The organism is Paenibacillus pini JCM 16418, from assembly GCF_000576305.1.
GTDB lineage: Bacteria > Bacillota > Bacilli > Paenibacillales > Paenibacillaceae > Paenibacillus_AQ > Paenibacillus_AQ pini.
On sequence record NZ_BAVZ01000010.1, the window covers coordinates 88,611 to 114,922 of the forward strand.

Genomic DNA, 26,312 nt, shown 5'->3' on the forward strand with positions numbered 1-26,312 from the left:
AATGCAGCAAAAAGTGAATAAACCTATTGCCAAAGCACTGACCATTGCGGGTTCCGATAGTGGAGGGGGAGCAGGTATTCAAGCTGACCTGAAAACTTTTCAGGAGCTTGGTGTCTACGGCATGTCTGCCCTCACCGCGGTCACTGCCCAGAATACGCTTGGCGTACAAGCTGTATATCCGCTAAGTCCAGAAGCTGTCACCGCGCAGATTCATTCAGTTGGCAGCGATATCGGTGTGGATGCGGTGAAGACAGGTATGTTATTTAGTAGTGAAATTATACTCGCCGTAGCGGAAGCCATACGCGATTTTGGATGGTCGAAGCTGGTTGTGGACCCTGTGATGATCGCTAAAGGCGGGTCTGTATTGCTTCAGGAAGAGGCGATTCGCGCTTTGACGCAGAAGCTGTTACCACTTACTACAGTGGTAACTCCTAACATACCCGAAGCTGAGAAGCTTACGGGCATCGTGATACATCATATTGCTGATCGCCAAGAAGCCGCTAAACGGCTTGCTGATTTAGGTGCGAAATATGTCATCATTAAGGGAGGTCATGACTCCGGCACCGAGGCAATTGATCTGCTGTATGACGGGAGCCATTTTACCGAGATGGCAGGGAAGAGAGTGAATACGGAACATACGCATGGAACAGGATGCACATTCTCTGCGGTACTCACCGCTGGCCTTGCAGAGGGGATGATTATGGAGAACGCGATGAGTCGAGCGAAAGATTTCATTCAAGCTGCCATTGAGGATGGGATACAGATTGGTAGGGGGCATGGCCCTACGAATCATTGGGCGTATGGGCGGGGATCTATGAAGGTAGTCACTTAAATTATCCAACCCGTATACCTTATCCTTAATAGAAATCTACCTTGTCTATAATGTTAATTTACTATACAGTTACAAAAAGACTTAATTTCCAATTAAAAGAAGAATTAAAACTTGAAAAGGTCATCAACTCTAACCTTAGAAACAGTACATATAGGAGGATCTTATGCTTGTCTTTGTGGAAGGGTTGCCTGGAGCTGGTAAATCAACGAATTCAGGGTTACTCTATCGTCAGTTCGAACGAAATGGCTTCAAAACTAGATGGGTACATGAATTGGATCGCCCTCATCCGGTTTTGTTTTTCAATGAAGCATGTTTAACAATGGATGAGTATCAAAACTGGAAAAATCGGCATAATCTCGTTCATTCTTTTATGGATAACCTTGTGCAAATCCGTGAACAAACCGTTGGGATTGATTTGCTTGAGCTGTCATGGAATTACCAGAAGGACATATCTGAGAAGGCATTTATTGAACTTCAGGAGAAGGATGCTTGGAACTGCACGGTCGAAGAGTATATGGATATCGCATTAGAAAAATGGAGGGTATTCGCTAAAAAGGCTGCAGAGGAACCTGAACAAGTGGTCCTATTGGATAGTTGTATTTTTCAATATCAAATATTTACGTTTCAATTAGCTAACGCTCCGAAACATATGCTTGCTCACTTTACTGATGCCTTATGGGAAATCGTTATGCCACTTCAACCCAAATTGATTATGCTGTATCGTAATTCCGTCACGGATGCAATCGATCATCTTAGACAGGTACGAGGCGAAGCTTTTTTTCAGCTAATTTGGAATAGGGACCGACATAGACCGTATTACATGCATCGCCCCGATCAAGTGGATTCGTATTTCGACTTTTTAGCAGATTATCATCTTTTAGCACAGGAACTTTATGAGAAGGCACCTTGTCCTAAGCTTTCGATTGACGTAACTTCTGGGGACTGGCCTATATATGAGCATCAGCTACTTTCGTTTTGTGGGCTGACGCCTATTCAGGATACTCCAACAACATTCGATGAGGGAGAGTTCTCCAATAGCCAGCTTGGACTTACGCTTAAAGTGGAGCGCATCGCTGACGAATATTTTATGATTGATCCGAGCGGTCATCCACATAAACTGCATCCACGTTCTTCTAAGGAGTTTTATATCCGTGACTTGCCAGTCATTCTAACTATGGACTCGGAGAATAAAATCATAATGGGTGGCTCGGATCTGATAAGCCGCTGGACGGAGACAGGTCTGATCTATCAGAGAAAAGATATTTAAATAGCCAGACTCTTAGCAATCTCAGTATATAACGAATTATTGAAATTAGAGTATTGTAAAAAGAGCCATCAGATGATTCATCTGAAGGCTCTTCTCAATCTATTCAAGCTACCGTGATTCAATCATAGTCAGTAGATAGGTATTAATACGCTTTTTTGAATTTGCTAGCTTCCTTATCTTTTTCTTCTTTATCCTTATCTTTGCCAATATTGATGCCTATGTGGCCATCATGGCTTCCTACATTCCCACCGATTTTGAAGCTTACACCTTGACCGCCGCCGACCTTGGCATCGGCATGAGCACCAACGCCTTTTTCACCACCGATTTGAGCCCCTGTGTTGATATCAGCTAATTTACCGCCACCAACCTGAGCATTTAATTGAGCGCCTAAACCTTTTTCACCACCCAGTGAGGCATCTGTATGAACACCCACACCGTGACCGCCGCCCAGATGGGCATTGGCGTTAACACCAAGACCATGCTCGCCACCTAGGTGGGCTCCAGTACTTAGTCCGGCGCCTTTGCCACCACCAAGCTGGCTGTTGAACTGAGCTCCGAGGCCATGAGTACCGCCAACCTGCGCTTCCGTATTAAAGCCAACACCTTGCTTGATGCCCATATGGCCGTCAGCGTGGGCACCAAGGCCGTACTTACCGCCAACCTTACCGCCCGTGTCAAAATTCAAACCCTTCTTATCATTTAAATCTGCTTCTCCATGAGCGCCAAGACCGTATTTCTCGCCGCCAATATGCGTATCGGCATGGGTATTTAAACCATGTCCGTCGACATGTCCTCCAACATGAAAACCGACGCCATGCTCACCACCAACTTCTCCGCCTGTCTCCATATGGAATCCCTTCGGATTTTCATTCCCATTCGGAATCGCATTCTCATTCTCATGTTCTTCGGCTGCATTATTGAGTTTGATGCTGTACCCATTAGGAGTTGACTCGAGCCGGTTTGTTTCGAAATATTGAGGCTGTGTATCATATGAATCATTAGCATATGGAGCATTTGGGTAAGGAGCACTAGAATAAGAAGTATGGGAGTAGTAAGGAACGGGAACGGGATATGCTGATGATTGACTACGCCATAAGAATGAACTGCCCGATAAGGTGACGGGTACCAATAAAAATAATGAGGACAAGGGTATTGAAAGGCGTATGGATACGTTGAACGTTGGTCGTAAGTAGAATAGTATGGATGAACAGGCTGCTGTTGATATTGGGATCCATACGGATATCCGTTCGTAGTCATATAGGGGAACCTCCAGAAATGAATTTGATGATATAGCCTATTCACAAGGGGATATAATTGACACTTTTATAAACTTGACTTGAATAACTGGTTGTAACTATAATAGTTACAACGAAAGGGTGTTACATATGAAGATTAGCAGTCGCTTTTCCATAGCTGTACACATTATGTCTTTGCTTGCGATCTCGAAGACCGCTCATAGTACATCGGAATGGATTGCGGGAAGCGTTGGAACAAATCCGGTGATTATTAGGAGAGTATTGGGGCAGCTTAAGAAAGCGGGATTTGTGAATGTTCGTGCAGGCAGTGGCGGTGCATTCCTGCTGAAGGAACTTAATGAAGTCAGCTTACTGGATGTTTACCGTGCTGTGGATGTGGTCGAAGAAGGAGAACTATTTCATATTCACGAGGAGCCAAATCCGGAATGTCCCGTAGGAGCTAACATTCAGATCGTCCTTGAGCTACTGTTAACTCGCGCGCAGGAAGCAATGGAGAAGGTTCTATCTGACATTACGCTGGAAGAACTCGTTACGGTTCTTGCAAAACAGATCAAAATGAAATCGTAATTTTTTTGGAGTTGTTGTAACTGCTGAAGTTACAACAAAAAGCACTGCGGCTTCGTAACTCCCCATTCAAACCATTTAACGGAGGTCATCATTTTATGAAGATAGCAATTATTGGAGCAAGTGGTAAGGCAGGAAGTGAAATTCTTTCTGAAGCAGTGGCAAGAGGACATGAAGTAACCGCAATCGTACGTGACGCATCCAAAATTAACACAGATAACGTAGCAGTAATTGAAAAGGATTTATTTGATTTAAATTCGCAAGATGTTGCTGCTTTTGATGTTGTTGTAAATGCTTTTGGAGCACCACAGGGTCAAGAGCAACTGCATGTTGATGCGGGTAGAGTGCTGATCCAAGCTTTCGAGGGAGCGCCAAACACACGTCTCATTGTGGTGGGAGGTGCAGGAAGTCTGTTTGTGGATGAAGCTCAAACAATTCGTCTAATAGATACTCCTGAGTTCCCAGAAATTTATAAAGCGACAGCATCGAGCCAAGGTAAGAATTTAGAGGAACTACAAAAGACATCAGGCATCCAGTGGACATTTGTTAGTCCTGCGGCCTTTTTTAATCCAGAAGGTAAACGGACGGGTACGTATCAGATTGGAAAAGATAATCTCTTGGTTAACTCTAAAGGAGAAAGCCATGTTAGTTATGCCGATTATGCAATAGCGATCTTGGATGAGATCGAAACTCCGAAGCATGTGAAGTCTCGGTTCACACTGGTTTCAGAGTCTGAATAACGCACGTGTAAAAACAAAAAAAGGGGGGCCCAGAAGCCATTTACATGGCTTCTGGGCCCCCCTTTTTTTCAGTGGTTTCTACCGAAACTTTACTCGAAACAACTTGTCCAATCTTTAGACTTCGCCCCAAGTGCGGTCGCCTGTTAGGAACTTCTCCGTCAAAATGGATAGTAACTGAATACCAACCTCATTTTGCCCGCCCTCCGGAATGATTAGATCCGCATATTTCTTAGAAGCTCTATAAACGCCTCGTGCATTGGCTTTACCGTATTTAAATATTGCTGACGAATAGACTGAATAGTCCGTCCGCGTTCTTCAATATCTCGAACGACCCGGCGCAGAATGCGTACATCGGGATCGGTATCAACGAACACCTTAATGTCGAGTAGAGCACGAAGGTTCTCATCAGAAAGGACATGTAGTCCTTCTAGAATGACGATATTGCTAGGCTTCAGCTCAAGCGTCTCCACTTCAGAACGTGCATGAACAGTGAAATCATATACTGGAGCAAATGCAGTCTTTCCTTCTTTAAGAAGTGAGAGGTGCTCCGTTAACAGTCCGTTGTCGAAGGCAAACGGATGGTCATAGTTAATTAATTCTCGCTCAGCCATGCTGAGGCTCGAATGATCTTTATAGTAGCTGTCTTGAGATATGAAAGTCACTTTGCTCGATTCAAGACGTTCAATGACAGAGCGAGCCACAGTCGTTTTTCCAGAGCCGGTGCCGCCGGCGATACCAATAATGAGCATGTTGATTTATAATCCTCCCTGGGATAATTCCCGTTGCAATTCCAGTATTGTAGCACAGAGTGCACATTTTTACACCTCGACGCGGGTAAAATTTCGTAGGTAAATTTCAAATTTCGACAATATGATGGATAAAGAGTCTGTACACTTTCATGGACTCTTATAATCGATAGGGAAGTGCTGGAAGTCGGATGGTAATTGTTGTTCCTTCGCCAAGTTCACTATGGATATAGATTCCATATTGTTCCCCAAAATATAAGCGAATACGCTCATTAACGTTAATAAGTCCAATATGGCTGTCCATATCTACATCAGAATGGTTAGAGATCCGTTGCTGTAGGTTGAGCAGCTGTTCATGGCTCACACCCGTCCCGTTATCACGAATGGTAATGAGTAAAAGATTTTCAGAGAGGGTTGAAGAGACTTCAAGCAATCCCGCACCGACCTGACGTTCAAGTCCATGAATAATAGCGTTCTCAATGAGCGGTTGTAGTGAGAAGTGGACAACCTGTAAGGATTCCGTATCAGGTGCTAAATTCTCAACATATTGAATTTTATCGCCGAAACGCATTTGTTGTACTTTGACGTATAGACGAATATGCTCAAGCTCCTGATGTAGCGGAATAATATCCTTGCTCATCTGTGTATGAATGCGGAAGAGTTGTCCTAATGTCCCAACCATTTCAGCAATTTCTCGATCTCCGCTCAGGATGGCCTTCATTTGAACGGATTCAAGCGTGTTTGCTAAGAAATGAGGATTGATCTGACTCTTGAGCGCGCCTAAACGGGCTACCTTTTGCTGGACTATTGCCCTCGAAGAACGTTCGATATAGTTTTGCAATTCCTCCACCATTTTACGCAGTCCTTGATAAAGTACACCAAATTCATCACGCCGAGTACTTCCCAGATCAACATCGAAATTACCCATACCGACCTTCTCAACCTGTCTTTTCAGGAAAATAATCGGTTCTGTCACGCGTGAGCGCATGATAATCATGAAGAGAACCGCCATGCCAATGGAACCAACAGCAAGGGCAAGGATGATTGTACTAAGTAGGGCAGAATCCTTCGTCATTTCTTTCTCGTCCATATATTGAATGACTTTCCAACCGGAATAAGGGGAAGTGACAAAGTTCAAATAGGAGCTATGTGCTGCAAAAGTAGTGTTGAAGCTACCCGATTGCTCGTTCAGCACCTTGCTGAACACTTGTCTGTCCATTTGTAGTGGTTTGGATATGTCCAGATTATTTGAGGCGTATATGATTGCGCCCGTTTGATCTGTAATGACAAAATTACGCTTCGTATTTTCCGACAAATTCAGAATTTCACTCAGTGAATCGAGCCTAATATCGACTAGCATGACGCCGAGCGGCTGCTTGCCACCCGTCTTATTAATGACGCGGGCAATGGAGATCACCTTCTCCGTGGAGTTCATTTTGTGAAAAGGAGTATGTGTGCCAAAGATAACGATTGCACCTTTTCTCTGGACGGTCTTCTTATACCATTCATCCTGTTCGAAATTTTCGTAATCGATATCTGCGCGATTGAAATTGGCGGAATAGAAGAGCTGATTACCAGAGTAGATCTGTACGCTATTTACATTCTTAATGGTCATTTCAAGTGTAGCGATAAAATGCTGAATGACATTCTGATAGTTGAGCTTCTGATCTTCCTCTGGCTTGCTCATCCACTTCTCAAGCGCATTCTGAAGCTGCCCATCCATATGAGCATAAAGGTACCCTTCTCAATACTTTGCAAATATTGATCAATATTAAACGACAAATTGTTCAGAATTAGATTGGAGCTATTCTTATATTCGGCTTTAACCGTCTGAAGCGATACATAATAAATGACCCCCGAAATTAGCATGAGCGGAATCGTAATGGTTAGAATCATGAGGGCAAAGATCTGGGTGTTTAAATGCCTCATGTAAAAGAGCTTGCGAAACTGTAGCGGTCTGATCAATCCATCATCCCCATTTGCTTTCGATATTCGGTGGGTGCCATGTTGGTGAATTTCTTAAAGGTTTTGACAAAATGCTTATAGCTCGTATATCCGCACATCAAACAGACATCTGTCATGGCGTAATTGGATTGAAGTAGACAACGCTTTGCGTACTCCATTCGAATCTCGGTGACGAAGGTCATGTAGTTTTTATTAAGTTTTGCTTTGAAGAGACGGCTGAGGTAAGACGGATTATAAAAGAATCGGTCTGCCACCATCTGTAGCGTAATTTCCTGATCAATGTGCTGCAAAATATAGGCTTCGATCTGCTCGAACATGGCTGTATCCGTAGTACCGATGTTCCTCAAGGATTCACCTGAATCGATACCAAGCTGGATCATCCAAGCGGTAATCCATTCAAATAATGCTGTGATTGAATCGAAATCATCGAGAAAGCTGAGATAGATCAGTTTTTCATGATATCGTTCTTCCATATTGATACCGTGCTTGCCCGCGAAACGGATGGCAACGGCAATAATTTCTTGGATGAAGCTGAGCCACTGCTCTAGAGACAACTGTTGCACTTTAGACTGCGAATCAATAGCCAAGCGATTCATGAATTGCTGTAATTGCTGAACATCACCTTGTTCAAGAAAAGATTGCAGCTTTATTTTATCGTTTTCACTAAAAGGGATAGCAGCTCCTTTTACAGGCTCGGCCGCTATGGGCTGAATCTCAAAGACCTGATGGCCCGAAGGTATAAAGCGCTGAAAGAGTGCTTTGTCGGATTGTAGTAGTAAGGAGGGTAGGGTCTGAATATCCGAAGTGACCTGGCCTACTGCTACATAAAGATGCACATCTGGCGCTGCACCTTCATTTTGAAGTACTAATGTAAGTTGTTGCTGTATGCATTCTTCTAAAATAGGTGTAGCTATTTTATCCTCACCATCTACTCCACAAACTGTAAACGCATACAATTTAGAATGATGTTGATAGGTGAAAAGTGGCTGTTGGTCACTCCCTTTTCCTAGGTAGGAATGAAGTACGTTTATAAGAATGCGTTCGGCATTCTGCCACCACCAAGTTCTAGATTGTGGCGATGGGAAGGACGAAGGTACATAAGATAATACAAAAGGCTGTAGCGAGCATTCCTCCGCGTTGATGCCACATAACTCACTTAGTACGTCGATCTCGGTAGAAATGTTGCCGTCTTCTATTAATTGCTTCACGAATTGACTACGCTTCAGCTTCATGTTGTCTTTAAGATCTTTACGGATCGAGAGAGCGGAAATCTGTTGTTCACGCCGTAAATCGAGCTTCTCAATACAGTCATGGATCGTCTTAATACTCTCGGCATATTGAAGGGGTTTTAGTAGATAGGCAAATACATTACCTAAGCGAATAGCTCTCTGGGCATAGGCAAACTCATTATATCCAGTCCATATGACAAATAGAGTATCCGGTAGCTCTTTGCGGAGTCGTTCTATCATTTCAAGGCCATCCATTAGAGGCATGCGAATATCTGTAATGATAAGATCTGGGCGCTCTCTGAGTGCAATATCCACACCCTCGGAGCCATTCTCTGCTTCGACGATCTCGTGAAAGCCAAGCTCCTCCCATTCAAAATACTTTTTAAGCCCCATGCGAATTAACGGTTCATCCTCTACGACCATCAATTTATACATCATCAAACCCCCGATGCTTTAGCTTTAGGTTCCTATATTAAGTAGTATATCGATTGTATCGGATGTGAACGAAATGCAACAAACAATATTTGGGAAGAGTCAATTTTGAGGTATGAAAGTAAAGATAGGGGTATTCAAGAAGGTGGATTTATGCCTCTATAATAGTAAATGAAAGCGCTATATTAAATACGACTTCAATTATTTAGGGGGAAAGAAATGAGAACTTTCAAAAAAGGGATTATGTCTTTACTAGGAATTACGCTCATCAGCACACAACTAGCAGCATGTGGATCGACCGCAGAGACCCCAAAGTCAAGTGAAGCAGGTAAAGAAACGACACCATCAAATACGGCTAAGCCAGTAGAGATTACATGGTGGAACTTTCCGAGCTTTCAAGCCTTGGATGGAGAAGTTGGGAAATACGAAAAACAAGTTATTGCAGCTTTCAATCAAAAAAATCCGGATATCAAAGTTAATCTAGAAATGCTTACATTTGAAGCTGGTCCTGAGAAGCTCAATGTAGCGATTGCTTCAAATACAGCTCCTGATGTCATCTATGATGCTCCTGGTCGAATTCTAGATTGGGGTAAGAAGGACTTATTAGCTCCACTGAACGATATGATCACGGATGAAGTGAAGAATGACGTTTCACCTGCGCTAATGAAACAATCCATGGTTGGCGATCAGGTCTATATGTATCCGATCAATACAGCTCCATTTATGCTGGGTGTTAATAAAACCGTATTTGAGAAAATTGGTGCATTAAATCTATTGCCATTGGATCGTCCAGATCGCACATGGTCTTTTGATGAATACAAGAAGGCTCTACAAGCTGTTAAGGAAAAGGCACCAGACGTGATTCCTTCTGGATTCTTCGCGAAGAGCCAAGCAGGAGACCAAGGAACACGCGCTTATATTTCGAACCTCGGTAATGCTAGCTTCTTTACGGATGACTATTCCAAAGTAGCAATCAACACCGACAAAGCGGGAGCTGCACTCGACTGGATCGTCCAAGGTGTGAAGGACAAATTAGTCGTTGGAGGATCCGAATCACTAACAGGTGGCGATGTGAATGACCTATTCCTACAAGGTAAACTAGCAATTTCACTGAACTATTCTCCTGTACTTAGAGCACAGAACGTGACGCTTAAAAAAGCTGAATTTGAAGATATCCTTCTTCCATTCCCAACGATTGATGGTGCAAAGCCAAGACTTGAGCCTTATCTTGGGGGTATGGCGGTATTTAACAACGGTGATGACGCTAAGATTGCTGCATCCAAGAAATTGATTGATTTTATCGCTAATGATCCAGAATGGGGTAAGAAGAATCTAATTCAAACAGGCGGTCTGTCTGCTCGTAATTCAATTACTGGTTTGTATAACGATCCTGAGTACACATATGCCGAAAAAGCACGTGAATTCTATACAAATCCTCCAACAGTTGCTGACGGATATGCTGAAATTCGTACGTACTGGTTCCCTGAATTGCAGCGCGCTCTGATCGGTAAAGCAACGGGTAAAGAAGCACTCGATTCATTCGCTGAAAAAGCAAACGAAGCCATCACAAAAGCTAAAGCAGAAGCTAAAAAATAAACTAACATACAAATAAAAGTTGTTTGGAGTAGTACGCGATCGAAGTGTGCTACTCCTTTCAACAAGACATGGAATGAGGAGAGCAATGATGGAGACAAGAGTCCGTAAGGTAAATCAACATGTATTACGCGACTGGCTCATGAGCTATTTGTTTTTACTTCCGGCATTTGGATTTTTTCTAATCTTCGTCGCTTATCCAATGCTAAAAGGAATTTATATCAGTTTTTTCAATTACTCATTACGGAAATTTGAGTTTACGGGTTTGGATAATTATATTTCGTTATTTCATAATGAAACCTTTCTGAAATCGCTTTGGAATACGTCGCTGCTCGTTATTATTACGGTTCCAGTCGTTATCGTATTTTCGATCTTTGTAGCTATGAATATTTATAAGAAGAAAGAATTCGCACGTTCCTTCTTTAGAGGCGTCTTCTACTTACCGGCGGTATCTTCTGTTGTAAGTATCACCGTCGTATGGGGCTGGATTTATCACCCGAATTACGGGATTTTGAACTATATAACCGGGTTATTCGGAGCAGATCCGATCTCTTGGCTTGGAAATACGAAAACAGCTCTGCTGTCGATTATCGCTGTGCTTATTACGACTTCGGTTGGACAGCCGATTATTCTATACGTGGCATCACTTGGTAATATCCCGACTTCGTATATCGAAGCCGCTCAAATTGATAGAGCATCCTCATGGCAAATATTCCGGAAAATCATTTGGCCGATGTTAATGCCAACCAATCTGTACATTATCGTAATTACGACGATCAATACATTCCAATGTTTTGCCTTAATCCAGCTACTTACTTCTGGTGGTCCTTTCTACAGTACAACCACCGTCATGTATGGCGTATATGAACAGGCATTTAAGCTCGGAAACTTTGGAATGGCATCGGCCATGGGCATTGTGCTCGCGGTTGTAATCGGTATTATTTCCACTATTCAATTCAAATACCTTGGCAGCGATGTGGAGTACTAGGAGGATTACCATATGAGTTCATCTATACAAGCTAATATGAAGGCAGGCCTTCCAAGTCCCAAAGTACGAAAGAAACGGGAATGGAGCATTGGCAAGATCATTTCTAATTTCTTGTTGATCCTATCCACCTTGTTCTTCATCTTCCCGTTTTATTGGATTATCACGGGAGCTTTCAAGAAACAAACGGTGGCAACAGCCATTCCACCCGAATGGTTTCCACTTCATCCCACACTTCAGAACTTGTCAGACTTATTCAAGAATCCGGTATGGCGTTGGACATTTAATAGCTTTCTGATCTCATTTGTCGAGATGATCGCTGTATGTCTGGTCGCATCTCTTGCCGGATACGTGCTAGCGAAGAAGGTATTTCCGGGTCGCAAACTCATATTCGGCATGTTCGTTGCCGCTATGGCACTACCGAAACAGGTTATTCTTGTACCGCTCTTTACGATGTTAGCTGATTTCGGCTGGGTAAATACGTATCATGGTTTAATTTTACCAGCTATCGGTTGGCCCTTCGGTGTATTTCTGATGAAACAATTTTCGCAGACGATTCCAAGTGAAGTGATGGAGGCATCGAGAATCGATGGATGTTCAGAGATCCGAATGTTCTCTACCATTATCCTTCCACTACTTACTCCAGCTTTAGGAGCACTTGCAATCTTCACGTTCATTGGCTCTTGGAATGATTATTTCAGCCAGCTCATCATGACTCGCTCAACATCGATGATGACTCTGCCTCTTGGAATTGCAACACTACAGGGTGAGTTCACTACAAACTATGGGGTGATGATGGCTGGAGCAGCGCTTGCTTCGGTTCCGATGATTGCGATCTTCCTCTTGTTCCAAAAGGCGTTTACGCAAGGTATCACCATGGGTGCAGTCAAAGGTTAAGAACCCAAACAAACGGGTGCAATATGTTCTTGCTAGATCCGTCATTTTAGCGTAATGTGAGGCTGGATTCGATACTACGACTCCGGGCTCCATTACGATCCTGAGTCCGTATACAGGAGGACAATGATGAATGGATTTGCAATACTTCTTGGTTTTCAATTAGCAGGCTGGCTTATTCAGAAGTGGACCGGCATCTTGCTGCCTGGGAATGTAATCGGACTACTCCTATTCATTGCAGCATTATTTCTAAAGTGGGTACCTGTGCAAAAAGTAGAAGATACCTCGTCGTTTCTATTAAAGAACATGAGCCTTTTTTTCATACCTGTTATTGTGGGAAGTATTACCTTCTTTCCGTATATTAAAGAGCATTGGGCGGTATTGGCTAGTGGGGGAGTCTTGAGCTTCATCTTCACACTAATCATTACAGGGGGACTCGTACAGAGATTACTTCATACCCGTGCACTGAATCGAAAAGAGGATGAGACACATGTCCATCACGGCTAATCCTCTGTTCGGCATCTCGATTACAGTCATCGTTTATGCTGTGATGATATCACTACAGAAACGCTATAAACGAGTGCACCCTTTATTTATGACTAGCATTGTCATCATCCTTCTACTTATGTCACTACATATTCCGGTTGAAAATTACCAGCAGGGCGGCTCATGGCTGACGTTTATTCTTGGACCCGCAACGATTGCCTTGGGCGTTCCTATTTATAAGCATGCAGATCAGATTCGCCGCAGCTGGAAGTCTATATTATCAGGCATTACGGTTGGTGCAGTTTGTGGTCTGCTTAGTACTGGAGCCATCGTGCTGCTAATGGGTGGGACGAGTGAGATGGCGTGGACCCTCATGCCAAAATCAGCAACGACCCCAATCTCGATGGAAGTCTCGCGGATGTACGGTGGTTATCCCGAACTCACCGCGGTGCTAACCGTACTGACGGGACTGATGGGAAGTATGATGGGTCCTAGTTTACTCCGATTATGCGGTATTACAGATGAGACAGCTATTGGTGTGGCCATCGGCACGACATCCCATGGGATAGGAACGGCGCGCGTTCTCAAAGATTCCGAATGGATGGGAGCGGTCAGCGGCTTTAGTATGGGACTTACGGGTATATGGGTATCTGTGTTTGCAATGCCGCTTGCATGGCTATGGAACTAAAGTTAAAGAGCATGAATTCCTGAGTATGGGGTTCATGCTTTTTATCATTTGTTACATTGTTTATGCTTAATTGAAGAAGTATACAAACGTTATCTGTAAATTAAATGAGTTGATTTAATCATTAAATATGAATATCGTGTACCCAAGCATCATATGGATAAATTCGGATAAAAAGTAGGTACCTTGAAAATTACATTGTGTCGGGAGCAGTCTATATGGGATGTTTTTTACTTGACAGGCTTCTAATAGGCTTTTTATATTTGATTAAAATAGATTCTATTTCGGGTAGAATAAAGATCAATGGAGGAACGATATGAACATTGTTGTTTTAGCTGGCGGATTAAGCGATGAAAGAGACGTATCATTGTCATCAGGAAGTCAAATTGCAAATGCCCTAATCAGCAAGGGGCACAGGGTGCTTCTTATAGATATATACATAGGGGTTGCGAATAAAGAGAATTTTGATGATGCGTATAGCAAACTTTCGACTTCAAAATATGAGTATGCCGTTCCGAAGGAAGAACCCGATTTGGAATTACTCCGAAGAGAACAAAACTATCAAAAGTCACTAATTGGACCTAATGTGATATCGATATGCCAGAGTGCAGATTTTTGTTTTCTAGCGTTGCATGGTGGAATTGGCGAGAATGGCAAGCTACAGGCTTTATTTGATATTTATGGAATTCCTTATAGTGGAAGCGGCTATGCAGGAAGCTTGCTTGCAATGGATAAAGCACTCTCCAAACAACTAATGGCCGTAAATGGGGTAACAACTCCTGAATGGACCATATATCGTGTGGGTGATGACACTTCCAAGATTCCTTTGCCTTGCGTTGTAAAGCCAAACGATAGTGGGTCTAGTATCGGAGTGGAGCTAGTTTATAATCAAAATGATTTGGCAAACGCGCTAAAAAATGCATGCAAGTACTCAAAATCTGTACTCATTGAAAAAATGGTTGAAGGCAGAGAGTTTTCGGTCGGAATTTTAGGTGAAGTGGCATTGCCTGTTATTGAAATCATACCTACCCATGGCTTTTATGATTATAAAAACAAATATCAGGAAGGGGCTGCAAAGGAAATCACCCCTGCAGAAGTATCAGATGAACTAACCGCCTCTTTACAAAAAGAAGCCCTTAAAGTTCATAGGATTTTGGGACTTTCCGGTTATTCCAGAATAGATTTTATTGTGGATTCCCATCTAAATATATTTTGCATTGAAGCCAACACTCTTCCCGGCATGACCCCTACAAGCTTACTCCCCCAAGAAGCTAAAGCTATAGGTATAGAATATCCCGAATTGTGTGAAAAGCTGATTGAACTATCAACATAGAACCATTTCGAGATTAGAATTTATAGGGGAATGAAGAGATTCTTTATATAGGCATTATCAAGAGCGTATTCTAATGGAATGTGCTCATGGTAATGCTTTTTATATATATATAGACCCCTTTCAGCCTAGAGTTTATTGAGCCATTCTCGGAATATTCCAATCTCCATTTGATTAGTTCGTGGTTATATTACAATAAGTGGTATAAATGTATGATTATTGACAACGCTTTCACATACATGTTAACATTTGTAACAATATGTATAATATGTTTTTGAAAGGTAAACGCTTTGAATGAATAAAATCGTTGAAAGAATAACGAAGTCTAAGGCATTATTGGCAGTAAAAGATAGTTTCTTGTCTTTAAATGCACTAACTATTGTCGGATCTTTTTTTATATTAGCAACAAATATTCCCTACAATCCTATCAATGATGTATTGCAGAATAATTTCCCGGTTCTCTTTAAAACAGTCCTTCCACACATGGCAGATTCATTTTATTTATTTATAAGTATCTATGTCGTCATATCTATTTCCTATTTTTATTCTAATAGCTTAGGTATTCTACCCATTCAATCCGCATTAATTAGTTTTTTTGTTTATTTAGTATTAACGCCATTTAACGGTGTTAATACCATTTATTTAAGTAGTGATTACAGTAATTCAAATGGAATTTTTTTAGCAATAATTGTTGGATTAATTGTTCCCAGACTAATCAAGTGGTTATTAAAACTCAACATTTCAGTCAAGCTCCCGAATAGTGTCCCAAAAGATGTATCTGATAACTTTTCCTCATTAATTCCCTTATTATGTATATGCTTTCTTTTAACAGCGGTAAATTTAACCTTAACTAATATTTTAGACACTGATATCTATGCAATTTTTAATACGTTTATAGATAAACCTTTAATGTTATTTGGAACTAATATAGTGATTATTGTGTTGATAAACTTTGGAATATCCTTTTTTTGGTTTTTTGGTTTTAATGGCTCATATATCTTTAACTCAGTAATGAAACCCATATATATTTCATTATCAACGCAAAATTTAGAAAGCATTTCAAATGGAGAGGTTCCTAAGAACATCGTAACGGGAACATTTCAATCTATATTTATAAACTTGGGTGGTTGTGGATCTACTTTAGCGCTTATCATTGCTATTTTTCTCGTTTCTAGAAATGCAGGAATCAAAAAAATAGCAAAAATCGGTTTAATTCCATCCTTATTCAACATCAATGAACCGATAGTTTATAGCATTCCAATCATACTGAATTTCAAACTTTTCATTCCATTTGTGGTGTGTCCTGTCATCAATACTCTTATATCTTATTTTTCAATGAAATGGGGTTTGGTAAATATGACGAATGGTATTCAGCTTCCTTGGACGATGCCAATATTCTTTTCAGGATTTCTTGGAGTTGGCCTGTCTGGAGTGTTTTTACAGTTATTTTTATTAAGTATTAACACAATCATATACCTACCTTTTGTACGTAAAATGGGAAAAGAGGAAGCTCAAAATGAAAATAGCCTCCATAATAATTCCGGTTTATAACAGACACGAGCAACTCGAGCGTTGTTTAAACTCTTTGATTGAGCAAAAAGAAATCATGTATGAAGATTTTGAAATCGTTATACATGATATGTCGGATAATTTTATTAATCAGGAATTTGTATCGCATAAAAAATTAAGTAGTGCTTGTTCAATAACCTACATCCATAACAGTAAGTCCGGCTTCAATATAAGTAATTGTCGAAATATAGCTGCGAATCATGCGGAAGGTAAATATCTTACTTTTATAGACGTAGACTTAATTGTACCAAATAATTTTATTGAGAGTTTATTGAAGAGACTCAACACAATTAGTCAGGAAAATATTTGTTTAATACATTACATTTACGGATTTAATACGTTATTTGGATCGGAACAAGCCGATAAATTATTTCAATTAGAGCCCGGTTTTGAAAAATTTAATTGTAATTCAAATGACTATTTGGATATACGAGATGTTATTTTTTCTGATCAAGAGAATAAGTACTCCGAAATATGGGTTTTTGGATGGAGTGGGTTGATCACGTATAGTAAGAAATACTTTGTCAAACTTAATGGATTTGACGAATCCTTTGAAGGTTGGGGATCAGAAGATACGGATCTAAGCTATAGAATGTTTAAAGATGACGTTGTATTTATTCCTACCAAGGAGATCTATGGAGTCCATATTCCACATATCCAGAATATAAGTAACAAGAATGAAAGCAATTTTATAAATAGAAAAGCTCTGCATAAAAAGTTTTTTGATGTTCGTACTGAACTGTATATGTTAACAACAGGATTATTCTATCAGAATTATTGGAATATGATTGAATCAATTACATTTGACGGCCTTAATCCTCTGTATACCGATAGTTTTATTAAGTCTATAAATTCTATGATTAGTGAAGAAAAGGAAACTTTGTGCATAGGATTAGATTCACCATCTGCAATTTCAAAATTATCCTTCAATCATTATTTAGTTATGAATTCTAAAATGAGTGAAAGAATTTACTACTCAATAGGTGATGCTCACATTTATGAATCACTAGGGATCTCAACAAAGTTTTCAGATGACTATTTTGATATCGTTATTTTGTTCGATAGTATTAGATTTTTCCCAAAAAGTATGTTGGCTTTGATTTTACAAGAATGTTCAAGAATTTCAAAAAAAGTAATTAGAGTTAACACAAAAACCTTTGATAGTTATGTATTTAATTCGGGAGTCAAAAACTTGCTTGGTAATAATGAAATTGACAATTCTATAAATGGCATTGAGGTGTATGAAAATGAATATTGATCATCTAAATCAATTGTCTTTGGAAGTCAGAAGAAATGTAATAGAATACGCAAAAGTCGGTACGGTTTACCATTTTGGTGGTGAACTATCATGTGTTGAGATCATGGTGTACATTTATTCGGAATTTATTGGAGACTTAAATCAAAAGAAAAGAAGCCAGTTTATTATGTCAAAAGGACATTCTTGCTTCTCTTTATATTGTTTACTAGCCCAAATGGGATACTTCGATAAAGAGGAGCTTTATAGCTATAAACAATTGGATTCTGTTTTTCAAGGTCATCCAGATATGAAAAAGTCTTCCTATATTGATTTCTCCTCAGGTTCTTTAGGACAAGGTTTATCCGTTGGTGTGGGGAAGGCGCTAGCAATAGATTACATGGAGACTTAGATAAAATATATGTTCTACTTGGGGATGGAGAATTAAATGAAGGTCAGATTTGGGAGGCTGCTATGAGTGCAGCGAAGTTCAAACTAGATAATTTGGTTGCATTAGTGGACTTAAATGGTCAACAGGTTGATGGGGATACTTCCGAGGTGATGCCATTAATACATTTAGAGGAAAAATGGAGCAGCTTTGGTTGGGATGTGGCTTTTGTAGATAATGGTCATGATTTTAATTTAATACATCAATCATTATCTCTTACAAGGGAGAAACCCATGGTAGTCATCTTAAAGACTGTGAAAGGCAAGGGTATATCCTTCATGGAATCAAATAAATTATGGCATAGTAATAAACTTGATGAAGAACTTAAGAAAAAAGCTCTGGGGGAGGTTGGGATGAATGTTGGTTAAATATGCTGATTCTTTCACAGAGTATATGAAAACGGTAATAAAAATTGCAACGGACAATGAAAAAACGGTCGTGATTGATTGTGATTTAGGTAAATCTTTTAAAACATCTTTGTTTAGATCTAAATTTCCAGAAAGATCATTCAATTTTGGTGTAGCTGAACAAAATGCCTTTTCAGCTGCAGCAGGACTAGCAAGTCAAGGATTTAATCCAATAGTTCAAACGTTTTCTGTATTTGCGTCTACGAGAGCTCTGGATCAATTTCGAAATAGTATTTGCTATACCAACCAGAATGTTCTAGTCGTTGGTGCGAAATCAAGTATTTCTGACCCTTCGGCTGGAGCAACACATCAGTCGATAGATGATGTTGGCATTCTTTCTTCTATACCAAATTTGCAAATCTATAGCCCTGCTTCAATTGTTGACTTGATTGAGTTAACCGAGATGCTAGCTCATGTATCCGGCCCTAAATATATGAGAATTGAAAATACAATAGTGGATGAAATCTCCATAGATCCAACCTTTAAAAGCGAATCATTAGATTTCTATGCAAACCGTAATCAGTACAAAGTTTTGATCATATCAACCGGAAGCTTTGTTGAGACTTCTATAAATGTAATGGGGATTTTAGAGAATAACTATGGCATACCAACCGCCGTAATCAATCTCAAACGGTTAAAACCATTAGATATAAATGTATTGGAACGTTTTATAAGTCATGAATTAAATCTGATTGTTGTAGAGCCACTCAATACTACTAACGGATTAGGGGCACAAATTTCAAAAATGTTGTTCGAATCATCTATCTATCATTATATAACTAATTTTACGAATATAGGATTTCACGATATCTTTACACAATCCGGTGATATGTCAAGCTTATTGGAATTATATCAGTTGGACGAACGGGCAATTTTAAGAACCATTCTGAAATCATTGGGGGAATACTAAATGGGCGGTTTAGGCATTGTCTATGGTGGGCAGTCAATTGAAAGCGATTACTCTCGAAAAGCGCTGGAATATTTAGAAAGTCAAATTAGCGGGAAACTAAATTATCAAAAATATGATATATCAGAGTTCCTATATAATCAGAAGAATTTAGATGAATTAGAGAGTGATTTGAAATATTTTAGCTTAGTCTATGGAAGTCCTGGTCAAGAGGGGATTATCCAAGGGCTTTTGAATATGAAAGGAATTGAATTTATAGGATCTGATCAATTTTCCAGCTCATTAGTGAAGAACAAGAAATTCAGTAAAGATATTGCATTTCTTAATCATTATTATACGCCTAAATATACTCTGATTTGTTCAGATGACAATGTAAGTGATAAATTGCATGGATTTAATTATCCGCTTGTCGTCAAGCCAAATAAGATGGGCGGATTAAGCTTGGGAATCTCAGTCTGTTATTCAGAAGAAGAAATATATGAGGGTATCAAGGAAGCATTAAAATACGATTATGAAATCCTTATTGAAGAATATGTTGAGGGAACAGAGTATACAGCTTGTGTTATTAAAAGAAACGGTTCATATATCGTATTACCATTAATAGAAGTTATGAAAGAAGAAAATATGTCGGGAAGTAAAGAAAAAATTAACGGGAAACGAAAACTCAAGATTGATCCGCCTATTGATGAAATGTTAGAAACTAGAATTGGAAATATGGTTCTTGAATTATTCAAACTTTTCAACATGAAGGACTTTGGTTATTTTGATCTGATCGTCAACAACGAGGAGGTATTTTTCATTGAGGCGGGTGCTGTACCTGGATTTACAGAGAACAGTAATATACCACAGTTATTAAGATATACGAATATAACAGTGGAAGATTTTTTGTCAGAATACATTTGAATAGGAGAGGTGTGTAATGGATAAAAACACTTGTTTTGCAATGATAACGCCAGATGCATTGATAAGAGGCAAAACAGAAGAAGTCATTGATTATTTATTGGATAAAAATATTCAGATCAAAAATTTTTTGATAAAAAAACTATCGGAAAGAGAAATAGAAGAGGTTTATAAATTAACATATTTAGAGAAAGTGGAAAGTTTCAAAAGAACACACTGGTGGCTAACCAAAGAAACATACGCTCACTATCCAGCAATATTACTTCTATTGGAAACCAATAATCTGCCCGATGGTTACGATAACCTGCCTTTATATATTAAGTCCTTTAAGGGGAAGTCAGATCCTTATCGTAATGATGAGCATAATTCTTTGAGATATAGAATTGGTAGTTTAAGTAAGACATTAGCGTTGTTTCACAGCTCTGATGATCTTAGTTCGAGCGAACGAGAATCTTCCATATTTTTTAATAAAGGGTTTCTCAACAAAGGAAACATCCATGCAATCTATTCAAAAGAATATATTTTAGAAAGCCTCCAATTCACTGATTATCAAGAAACATCATTATATGATTCACTTTATAAGATAAAAAAAAGGGTGCTCTATAAACTTAATTACTATTTAGAGTCCAGTTCAAATAACATATGGTCAAATATTCATAATCAGTTGGTGAATCTATATGATCAAATTGAAGCTAACACAAACATGAATTTTATAGAGCAACATATGTATTACAAGAAATTTCTTGAGGAAGAAAAGAAAATTATGTATTCCAATCAAGCCATAGTAATAGAAATCATTCAAAAATTACTCATTCATGAAAAGGGAAATATTGAGAATGAGATCTTCTTAAAGGAATTATATTCATTATATATAATACTGCTCACACTTAGTGATTTTGAAAACTTCCCGAAAGTGGATTTTGAAGAGTTAGAGGTCATTTCTAGTAGTCAAAACATTTATATTACAACGTGGGAAAAAATCTTATTAAAGAATCTATTGTTTTTTTATGTACATGAAGGAGGAGAAAAAAATGTCTAACGCTTCTAAAATATTTTTTGATAGATATTCAAAAAAAATATGATATTACATTTGTTAATAATTATTTTAATAAAAATCATAAATGGATCTTGAATAATCTTCCGGATCTTTCAAATCAATCAGTTTTAGATATCGGATGTGGACCAGCAGATTTACTTTCTAACATAAGTCAAATTTATCCAAATGGAAATTATAACGGAATTGATATTTCAGATTCTATGATCGAAAAGGCAAGATCAAAGTTTAAAAATGAGGAAAATTTTATAGTAGGCGATTCGCATTCACTTCCTTATAAAAATGATCGTTTTGACATCATCATCAATACGATATCATTCCATCATTATGAACAGCCCGACAAGGTAATTAGTGAAATGTATCGAGTTCTTAAACCAGGGGGAAGATTACTTCTACTTGACAGTATACGTGATCCATTTTTCATCAGTATTTTACCATGGTATTGGGATATTAAGGAGCGAAAGTATCTATATACAAAGCATCTAACATCAAAAGAGTTCAGATCGCTTTTTGAGAATTCTCCATTTCAAAAATATAATCAAAAAAAGTATTACAGAGCTTCCCCTGTTATTCATTTACTAACTGTGGCAGAAAAATAAAGGAGGCTTCATATGAAAAATGTATTTTTCGACAGTAAACTAACAACTATAGAAGAAGCCAAAATACCTATCAATAGTCTTGCTTTTACTTTAGGGGCTTCGGTCTTCGAGGCAGTACGAGTCTTTTATAGAAAGAACAATGATGACTATATTCTACTAAATGTAAAAAAACATGTAGAAAGATTATTTCAATCCATGAAGTTAATGAGAATGTATCCATCTTTTAATAAAAATGATGTGGTACATGGAATAGAACAATTGATATCTGAGTGCAATACGAAGAACAATGGGTATATCCGAATAACTGCTTATGTAAATTCTCCATCACCCGGAAGCTCTGTATATGATCCAAAGAATGTAACGACAATGTTTTGCATTACTTACATGGAAAAAGGTCAACTTCCAGAGTATCTTGAGGGTATTCATTGTTGTACCTCTTCATGGACAAGAATATCAGATAACGTTCTTCCACCCAGAGCTAAATCTGCATGTAACTACGAGAATACGCGCTTAGCTGGCTTTGAAGCATTATAAATGGCTATGATAATGCTATTTTGCTCAATCCGCAAGGAAAGGTGAGTGAAGCAGCCGAATCAGCAATATTTTTTATTGATGATGAAATGACTATGCATACACCATCAGCTACAAGTGGAATCTTGGAAAGCATAAATAGAAGCATGATTATTAATATCTGCAAAAATCAATTGAATCTAAAATGTTTAGAGAGGGAAGTGGATAGAACAGAATTATATTTGGCATCAGAAGTTTTTCTTTGCAATACGGCAAAACTTATTCAGCCCGTTTTAAGTATAGATCGACTCTCAATAGGTGAAGGAAAAGTTGGAGATATTACGTCTACAATCTGGAAAGAGTATCTAAAAGTTAGCGATAACGAGAACGAGAACAATTCTTCGTTATATTTTGAGCAGTCTTTGATTATCAAAGGAAGAAGCTAAATGAATAAAGACCTAGTAACCATTGATATAGACGAGTCGAAACATATTAGTTTTATCATGTTTACGCCAGATGCATTACTGCAAAATGCCCATTTGACGATCATAAATGACCTCAATTTAAGTATATTGTTATTTAAATTTGTGAACATATCGCGTACAAAAGCTGAACAAGTTTATCAAAAGGAACTTATTACGAATAATATAACCTCTTGGTGGATAAAGGACAAAATTTTTACTAAAGGTCTTTGTTGTGTATTGCTGGTTAAAGGGAATTTTCCCGCGGAATATAACTCCTTATGCGAATATTTGTTAACTAGAAAGGGAAAATCAGATCCTTTATTAAGAGACGCAGGGACAATACGAGATATGTATAGAGTTTCCAATAAATCATTTGGGTTTATGCATAGTTCTGATGATATCAATAATGCAATATATGAGGCATCTGTATTTTTTACTATGGATGAGATAAAGAAAGCTTTATTTTCTAAGAATAGTGAACATCATTTAGAAGTTTACAGTAACTGCTTAAAAGAAGAGTCTATATTTTTATCATACTACCATGTTATTTATCGGATTAAAGAAATCCTGTTAAAAGAATTTAAGCATACGTTCCCAGAGTTTTATACAGAGCATACAACTCTTTTTCATCTAATTTTGGATATTTATTCAGAAGCTAAAGACATTACAAAAAGAAAATTATCGTTTTATGAAGAAAGAATTCTTATATCTAGGCTTCTTAGCAAAGAGAGAGAAATTCTAGAAAAAGTGCTTCTAGATAAGCTCGTTCATGATGACTTAATTATAATGATGAATGATTTAAGCAGCTGTATTACGCACATGCGAAAAGATGCACTTATATTACTTTTAGATCTTTTGTCCAATGAAAAAAAGTACTCAGAGCTTGATTTTGATTTATTAAAAAAGCTGTTAAATAGAATTCCCATTTACCTTGATCCGTGGGATGAATTGTTATTGGAATCATCTTTATTTTTTTATGAAATTTTAGAATAAGTATGATTAGGAGGAGATATTTTGAATATTCGTTTTCTGGGAACAGGCGCAGCCGAAGGTGTTCCAGCCCCATTTTGCTTATGTGAGGGTTGCAAAATAGCAAGGGAACATCAGGGGAAGAATGTAAGAAAAAGAAGTTCTATTCTGATCAATGATGAGTTTTTAATTGATATTGGCCCGGATTTTGTATCATCTATTAATAATCAAGATATTTCTGGCGAGAAGATTAAAATTATTTGTGTAACTCATGCTCATTTTGATCATTTTTATCCAGAGAATTTAGAAATAAGATCAAAAAGATATGTTCCAAATCCGCCGGAACAATGCACTCTTATTGGTAACTCGTCAGTCATGTATAAATTAAATATGTTGGGTTATACAAATAGCGCATTGCACTTAGATAAAATAAATATTGAGTTTTATAGATCCATTCATTTGGGAGAATACCTTATTACACCGATTGAGGCGAACCATGCTAAGGAGTATGGAGCTGCATGTAATTTCCTGATTGAACATTATGGCAAAGTTCTGCTTTATGCTTCTGACACGGGACTTTACTCTCAAAGAACCTTGGATTTTTTATCAAATAAAAATATTGATATTCTTATCATGGAGTGCACTAATGTATTGGGGGAAACGGGTTCATCACATTTAAATATAGAAATGTTTAATGAACAGGTTAACAGACTTAACGAATTAAATGCCTTTAATCGCGGCTGCAAATTTTATGCTACTCATTTCAGCCATTCAGAGTTGTTAGAATACAAGGATTTAAAAAAATTAATGAATGATCATAATATCGAACCAGCGTTTGACGGATTATTAATTAGTTAAATTCAATATAACGGGGAAAGGGGTGCTCTAATGGGAAATACAAGTGAATTTAAGTTGATGAACATATTGGGAAGATTATATATTGGAGCTAGTCAAAAAATAAAGCTTATAGACCTATTTAAACATAATTTTACGCAATCAGAATATGCAAAGATACAGATAGACTCTGTAATTGAAGAGTTAAAGAAAAATAAAGTATATGAGATAGGTTTGGGCAATATTTCATATTTATTAAGTAATATCCCTGATCATAAATACTTGAGTGGCTGGAAAGATAGGTTTTTACTTACTACAGTAAATGATGTTAGCCAAGAAGAAGCCTATAAATTAATAAAAAAGTATGATTTAGATGAAGATAAAATTCTTTTCATTAAAGGCTCAGCACTTGGATTCTATTATCCAAAAGAATATAAGAGGAACACGGTTGATATAGATCTGATCATAAGAGACATTGATTATTTATGGGAAATTCTGAATAGATTTGAGGGTAGTTACGATTATGATAGATTGAAGTTGTATATTAACGATAAAAAAGGATTTACGGGTTCAATAGATCTCGAATCCGAGAATAAAGAAAACGTTGCTGTAGATATACATTTAGTAAATTACTTTATTTGGGGTGGAATTGAATATCCCGAAGTTTTATGGGACAGAACTACTTTTGAAAATGGAATATTAATCCCTTCAAAAGAAGATAGATTGGTCATGCTTATAGCCCATTTGGCAAATCAATGGAAATATAGAATTAGAGATTTAAACGACCTCTATATCATGATTCATCAAGACCAGTTGGATTGGAATCAAGTAAGGATTTTAGTTGAAGAGCTTAATTTAAATCCATTCTTAAATGGTCTTTATGATAGAATGATAGAACTGTATGGCGATGATATTTCAATTAGAAAGCCGGAATTTTTATATCCTACTTTATCATCGCAATTGTTTTTTAAATATAATTTGGGATCTCCTAAGGAAATAACAGCATTACCGCTTGAGTTCTCTTTTACTTACAACAATTATAGAAAAAATTTATCAATTCTAAAGAGTTTATACCAAACGTTGTATAATTCTTTTAATCTGGTGGTTTTTAAAAACAGAGCTTTTTATGTTAATAAAAAATTAAAAATCAAGAAGTGGAAGCCAAATTCGATCTTTATTTTAAAGCCTTTTCCAATGGACCTTAGCTTAGTAGGTGAGGAGAAAAAAATAAATAAAAAATATTTATCAAAGAACTTTTATATAGTTAATGAAGGGAAAGACAATGAAGTTTTTGTTGCCAAAAATATGATTTGGAAACAAAGTAGTTACTACTAAAAATAGTAGATAAAAATTAGAATTGACAATCATTTGATGATTTTCAGTGTAAAAGACAGATCGGATAGTGTTGCGAAT

The 26,312-nt window shown here is 38.1% G+C and carries 27 protein-coding genes and 1 pseudogene; 23 read left to right on the plus strand and 5 right to left on the minus strand.

What is annotated here, in order from left to right; genetic code table 11:
* Position 1 precedes the first annotated feature (1 nt).
* Together thiD and JCM16418_RS15075 are read left to right on the plus strand one after the other, a co-directional pair.
* Positions 2-832: a bifunctional hydroxymethylpyrimidine kinase/phosphomethylpyrimidine kinase gene (thiD, locus tag JCM16418_RS15070; RefSeq protein ID WP_036650443.1), complete on the plus strand. Its 831-nt coding sequence runs from the start codon at positions 2-4 to the stop codon at positions 830-832.
* Between the two features lie 163 nt (positions 833-995).
* Positions 996-2,099: a P-loop NTPase family protein gene (locus JCM16418_RS15075; protein ID WP_036650444.1), complete on the plus strand. Its 1,104-nt coding sequence runs from the start codon at positions 996-998 to the stop codon at positions 2,097-2,099.
* A gap of 142 nt (positions 2,100-2,241) precedes the next feature.
* Here the strand turns inward: JCM16418_RS15075 and JCM16418_RS15080 are convergent, their stop codons facing one another.
* Entirely contained in the window at positions 2,242-3,246 is a 1,005-nt protein-coding gene (locus JCM16418_RS15080; protein WP_148298825.1) for a hypothetical protein, read from the minus strand.
* A 238-nt stretch (positions 3,247-3,484) separates the two neighbouring features.
* On the opposite strand from JCM16418_RS15080, the gene JCM16418_RS15085 reads away from it, so the two are divergent.
* Together JCM16418_RS15085 and JCM16418_RS15090 are read left to right on the plus strand one after the other, a co-directional pair.
* Positions 3,485-3,922 (plus strand): Rrf2 family transcriptional regulator, encoded by a 438-nt coding sequence (locus tag JCM16418_RS15085; protein ID WP_036650450.1) that lies wholly within the window; start codon positions 3,485-3,487, stop codon positions 3,920-3,922.
* Between the two features lie 95 nt (positions 3,923-4,017).
* Positions 4,018-4,659 (plus strand): NAD(P)-dependent oxidoreductase, encoded by a 642-nt coding sequence (locus tag JCM16418_RS15090; protein WP_036650452.1) that lies wholly within the window; start codon positions 4,018-4,020, stop codon positions 4,657-4,659.
* A gap of 114 nt (positions 4,660-4,773) precedes the next feature.
* On the opposite strand, the pseudogene udk reads toward JCM16418_RS15090, so the two are convergent.
* The 4 genes and pseudogenes from udk to JCM16418_RS15110 form a co-directional block, all read right to left on the minus strand.
* Positions 4,774-5,408 (minus strand): annotated as a pseudogene (gene udk, locus JCM16418_RS15095) (uridine kinase).
* Positions 5,409-5,565: 157 nt separating this feature from the next.
* Positions 5,566-7,128, minus strand: a complete 1,563-nt coding sequence (locus JCM16418_RS15100) for a sensor histidine kinase (RefSeq protein ID WP_081765457.1) — start codon at positions 7,126-7,128, stop codon at positions 5,566-5,568.
* Positions 7,089-7,301, minus strand: coding sequence for a hypothetical protein (locus JCM16418_RS15105; protein ID WP_148298826.1), 213 nt, complete (start codon positions 7,299-7,301; stop codon positions 7,089-7,091). Before JCM16418_RS15105 ends, JCM16418_RS15100 begins: the two co-directional genes overlap by 40 nt.
* A gap of 65 nt (positions 7,302-7,366) precedes the next feature.
* A complete protein-coding gene (locus tag JCM16418_RS15110) occupies positions 7,367-9,037 on the minus strand; it encodes a response regulator (protein WP_081765458.1) in 1,671 nt (556 codons plus the stop codon).
* Between the two features lie 213 nt (positions 9,038-9,250).
* Here JCM16418_RS15110 and JCM16418_RS15115 point away from each other — a divergent pair, with 213 nt between their 5' ends.
* From JCM16418_RS15115 to JCM16418_RS15195, 19 genes are all read left to right on the plus strand, one after another.
* Positions 9,251-10,627, plus strand: coding sequence for an ABC transporter substrate-binding protein (locus JCM16418_RS15115; RefSeq protein ID WP_036650461.1), 1,377 nt, complete (start codon positions 9,251-9,253; stop codon positions 10,625-10,627).
* An 85-nt stretch (positions 10,628-10,712) separates the two neighbouring features.
* A complete protein-coding gene (locus tag JCM16418_RS15120) occupies positions 10,713-11,612 on the plus strand; it encodes a carbohydrate ABC transporter permease (RefSeq protein ID WP_081765459.1) in 900 nt (299 codons plus the stop codon).
* A 12-nt stretch (positions 11,613-11,624) separates the two neighbouring features.
* The gene (locus JCM16418_RS15125) at positions 11,625-12,506 is read left to right on the plus strand and encodes a carbohydrate ABC transporter permease (RefSeq protein WP_242403857.1); all 882 of its coding nucleotides are present in this window, start codon (positions 11,625-11,627) and stop codon (positions 12,504-12,506) included.
* A gap of 123 nt (positions 12,507-12,629) precedes the next feature.
* Positions 12,630-13,010 carry a CidA/LrgA family protein gene (locus JCM16418_RS15130; protein ID WP_242403858.1) on the plus strand — a complete coding sequence of 127 codons (381 nt, stop codon included), beginning with the start codon at positions 12,630-12,632 and terminating at the stop codon, positions 13,008-13,010.
* Complete coding sequence (locus JCM16418_RS15135; RefSeq protein WP_172679235.1) at positions 12,994-13,677, plus strand: LrgB family protein; 684 nt, start codon at positions 12,994-12,996, stop codon at positions 13,675-13,677. Before JCM16418_RS15130 ends, JCM16418_RS15135 begins: the two co-directional genes overlap by 17 nt.
* 313 nt (positions 13,678-13,990) lie before the next feature.
* A complete protein-coding gene (locus tag JCM16418_RS15140) occupies positions 13,991-15,007 on the plus strand; it encodes a D-alanine--D-alanine ligase family protein (RefSeq protein ID WP_036650467.1) in 1,017 nt (338 codons plus the stop codon).
* Positions 15,008-15,298: 291 nt separating this feature from the next.
* Complete coding sequence (locus tag JCM16418_RS15145; protein ID WP_036650470.1) at positions 15,299-16,555, plus strand: PTS sugar transporter subunit IIC; 1,257 nt, start codon at positions 15,299-15,301, stop codon at positions 16,553-16,555.
* Entirely contained in the window at positions 16,521-17,831 is a 1,311-nt protein-coding gene (locus JCM16418_RS15150; protein WP_036650472.1) for a glycosyltransferase family 2 protein, read from the plus strand. The genes JCM16418_RS15145 and JCM16418_RS15150 overlap by 35 nt, the downstream gene beginning before the upstream one ends.
* A complete protein-coding gene (locus JCM16418_RS26380; RefSeq protein ID WP_052020331.1) occupies positions 17,821-18,219 on the plus strand; it encodes a thiamine pyrophosphate-binding protein in 399 nt (132 codons plus the stop codon). Before JCM16418_RS15150 ends, JCM16418_RS26380 begins: the two co-directional genes overlap by 11 nt.
* Positions 18,220-18,224: 5 nt before the next feature.
* Positions 18,225-18,623: a thiamine pyrophosphate-binding protein gene (locus tag JCM16418_RS26385; protein ID WP_256203061.1), complete on the plus strand. Its 399-nt coding sequence runs from the start codon at positions 18,225-18,227 to the stop codon at positions 18,621-18,623.
* On the plus strand, positions 18,613-19,572 hold the full coding sequence (locus JCM16418_RS15160) for a transketolase family protein (RefSeq protein ID WP_036650474.1): 960 nt from the start codon (positions 18,613-18,615) through the stop codon (positions 19,570-19,572). The genes JCM16418_RS26385 and JCM16418_RS15160 overlap by 11 nt, the downstream gene beginning before the upstream one ends.
* On the plus strand, positions 19,573-20,472 hold the full coding sequence (locus tag JCM16418_RS15165) for a D-alanine--D-alanine ligase family protein (RefSeq protein ID WP_036650476.1): 900 nt from the start codon (positions 19,573-19,575) through the stop codon (positions 20,470-20,472). It begins immediately after the preceding gene.
* A 16-nt stretch (positions 20,473-20,488) separates the two neighbouring features.
* Positions 20,489-21,508, plus strand: a complete 1,020-nt coding sequence (locus JCM16418_RS15170) for a nucleoside-diphosphate kinase (RefSeq protein WP_036650478.1) — start codon at positions 20,489-20,491, stop codon at positions 21,506-21,508.
* A 17-nt stretch (positions 21,509-21,525) separates the two neighbouring features.
* A complete protein-coding gene (locus JCM16418_RS15175; RefSeq protein WP_052020335.1) occupies positions 21,526-22,122 on the plus strand; it encodes a class I SAM-dependent methyltransferase in 597 nt (198 codons plus the stop codon).
* A gap of 12 nt (positions 22,123-22,134) precedes the next feature.
* Positions 22,135-22,656 carry an aminotransferase class IV gene (locus JCM16418_RS26390; protein WP_052020336.1) on the plus strand — a complete coding sequence of 174 codons (522 nt, stop codon included), beginning with the start codon at positions 22,135-22,137 and terminating at the stop codon, positions 22,654-22,656.
* The gene (locus tag JCM16418_RS26395; protein WP_256203062.1) at positions 22,653-23,078 is read left to right on the plus strand and encodes an aminotransferase class IV; all 426 of its coding nucleotides are present in this window, start codon (positions 22,653-22,655) and stop codon (positions 23,076-23,078) included. Before JCM16418_RS26390 ends, JCM16418_RS26395 begins: the two co-directional genes overlap by 4 nt.
* Positions 23,079-24,089, plus strand: coding sequence for a nucleoside-diphosphate kinase (locus JCM16418_RS15185; protein ID WP_036650480.1), 1,011 nt, complete (start codon positions 23,079-23,081; stop codon positions 24,087-24,089).
* Between the two features lie 21 nt (positions 24,090-24,110).
* Positions 24,111-24,923 (plus strand): MBL fold metallo-hydrolase, encoded by an 813-nt coding sequence (locus tag JCM16418_RS15190; RefSeq protein ID WP_036650482.1) that lies wholly within the window; start codon positions 24,111-24,113, stop codon positions 24,921-24,923.
* 30 nt (positions 24,924-24,953) lie between these two features.
* Positions 24,954-26,234, plus strand: coding sequence for a nucleotidyltransferase family protein (locus tag JCM16418_RS15195; protein ID WP_036650484.1), 1,281 nt, complete (start codon positions 24,954-24,956; stop codon positions 26,232-26,234).
* Positions 26,235-26,312: the final 78 nt, after the last annotated feature.

Bases quoted from the DNA above. Each gene is read 5' to 3' on its own strand.
- thiD (WP_036650443.1), top strand. From the start codon at position 2: ATGCAGCAAAAAGTGAATAAACCTATTGCCAAAGCACTGACCATTGCG.
- JCM16418_RS15075 (WP_036650444.1), top strand. From the start codon at position 996: ATGCTTGTCTTTGTGGAAGGGTTGCCTGGAGCTGGTAAATCAACGAAT.
- JCM16418_RS15085 (WP_036650450.1), top strand. From the start codon at position 3,485: ATGAAGATTAGCAGTCGCTTTTCCATAGCTGTACACATTATGTCTTTG.
- JCM16418_RS15090 (WP_036650452.1), top strand. From the start codon at position 4,018: ATGAAGATAGCAATTATTGGAGCAAGTGGTAAGGCAGGAAGTGAAATT.
- JCM16418_RS15100 (WP_081765457.1), bottom strand. From the start codon at position 7,128: ATGGATGGGCAGCTTCAGAATGCGCTTGAGAAGTGGATGAGCAAGCCA.
- JCM16418_RS15105 (WP_148298826.1), bottom strand. From the start codon at position 7,301: ATGATTCTAACCATTACGATTCCGCTCATGCTAATTTCGGGGGTCATT.
- JCM16418_RS15110 (WP_081765458.1), bottom strand. From the start codon at position 9,037: ATGATGTATAAATTGATGGTCGTAGAGGATGAACCGTTAATTCGCATG.
- JCM16418_RS15115 (WP_036650461.1), top strand. From the start codon at position 9,251: ATGAGAACTTTCAAAAAAGGGATTATGTCTTTACTAGGAATTACGCTC.
- JCM16418_RS15120 (WP_081765459.1), top strand. From the start codon at position 10,713: ATGATGGAGACAAGAGTCCGTAAGGTAAATCAACATGTATTACGCGAC.
- JCM16418_RS15125 (WP_242403857.1), top strand. From the start codon at position 11,625: ATGAGTTCATCTATACAAGCTAATATGAAGGCAGGCCTTCCAAGTCCC.
- JCM16418_RS15130 (WP_242403858.1), top strand. From the start codon at position 12,630: ATGATGAATGGATTTGCAATACTTCTTGGTTTTCAATTAGCAGGCTGG.
- JCM16418_RS15135 (WP_172679235.1), top strand. From the start codon at position 12,994: ATGTCCATCACGGCTAATCCTCTGTTCGGCATCTCGATTACAGTCATC.
- JCM16418_RS15140 (WP_036650467.1), top strand. From the start codon at position 13,991: ATGAACATTGTTGTTTTAGCTGGCGGATTAAGCGATGAAAGAGACGTA.
- JCM16418_RS15145 (WP_036650470.1), top strand. From the start codon at position 15,299: ATGAATAAAATCGTTGAAAGAATAACGAAGTCTAAGGCATTATTGGCA.
- JCM16418_RS15150 (WP_036650472.1), top strand. From the start codon at position 16,521: ATGAAAATAGCCTCCATAATAATTCCGGTTTATAACAGACACGAGCAA.
- JCM16418_RS26380 (WP_052020331.1), top strand. From the start codon at position 17,821: ATGAATATTGATCATCTAAATCAATTGTCTTTGGAAGTCAGAAGAAAT.
- JCM16418_RS15160 (WP_036650474.1), top strand. From the start codon at position 18,613: ATGTTGGTTAAATATGCTGATTCTTTCACAGAGTATATGAAAACGGTA.
- JCM16418_RS15165 (WP_036650476.1), top strand. From the start codon at position 19,573: ATGGGCGGTTTAGGCATTGTCTATGGTGGGCAGTCAATTGAAAGCGAT.
- JCM16418_RS15170 (WP_036650478.1), top strand. From the start codon at position 20,489: ATGGATAAAAACACTTGTTTTGCAATGATAACGCCAGATGCATTGATA.
- JCM16418_RS26390 (WP_052020336.1), top strand. From the start codon at position 22,135: ATGAAAAATGTATTTTTCGACAGTAAACTAACAACTATAGAAGAAGCC.
- JCM16418_RS15185 (WP_036650480.1), top strand. From the start codon at position 23,079: ATGAATAAAGACCTAGTAACCATTGATATAGACGAGTCGAAACATATT.
- JCM16418_RS15195 (WP_036650484.1), top strand. From the start codon at position 24,954: ATGGGAAATACAAGTGAATTTAAGTTGATGAACATATTGGGAAGATTA.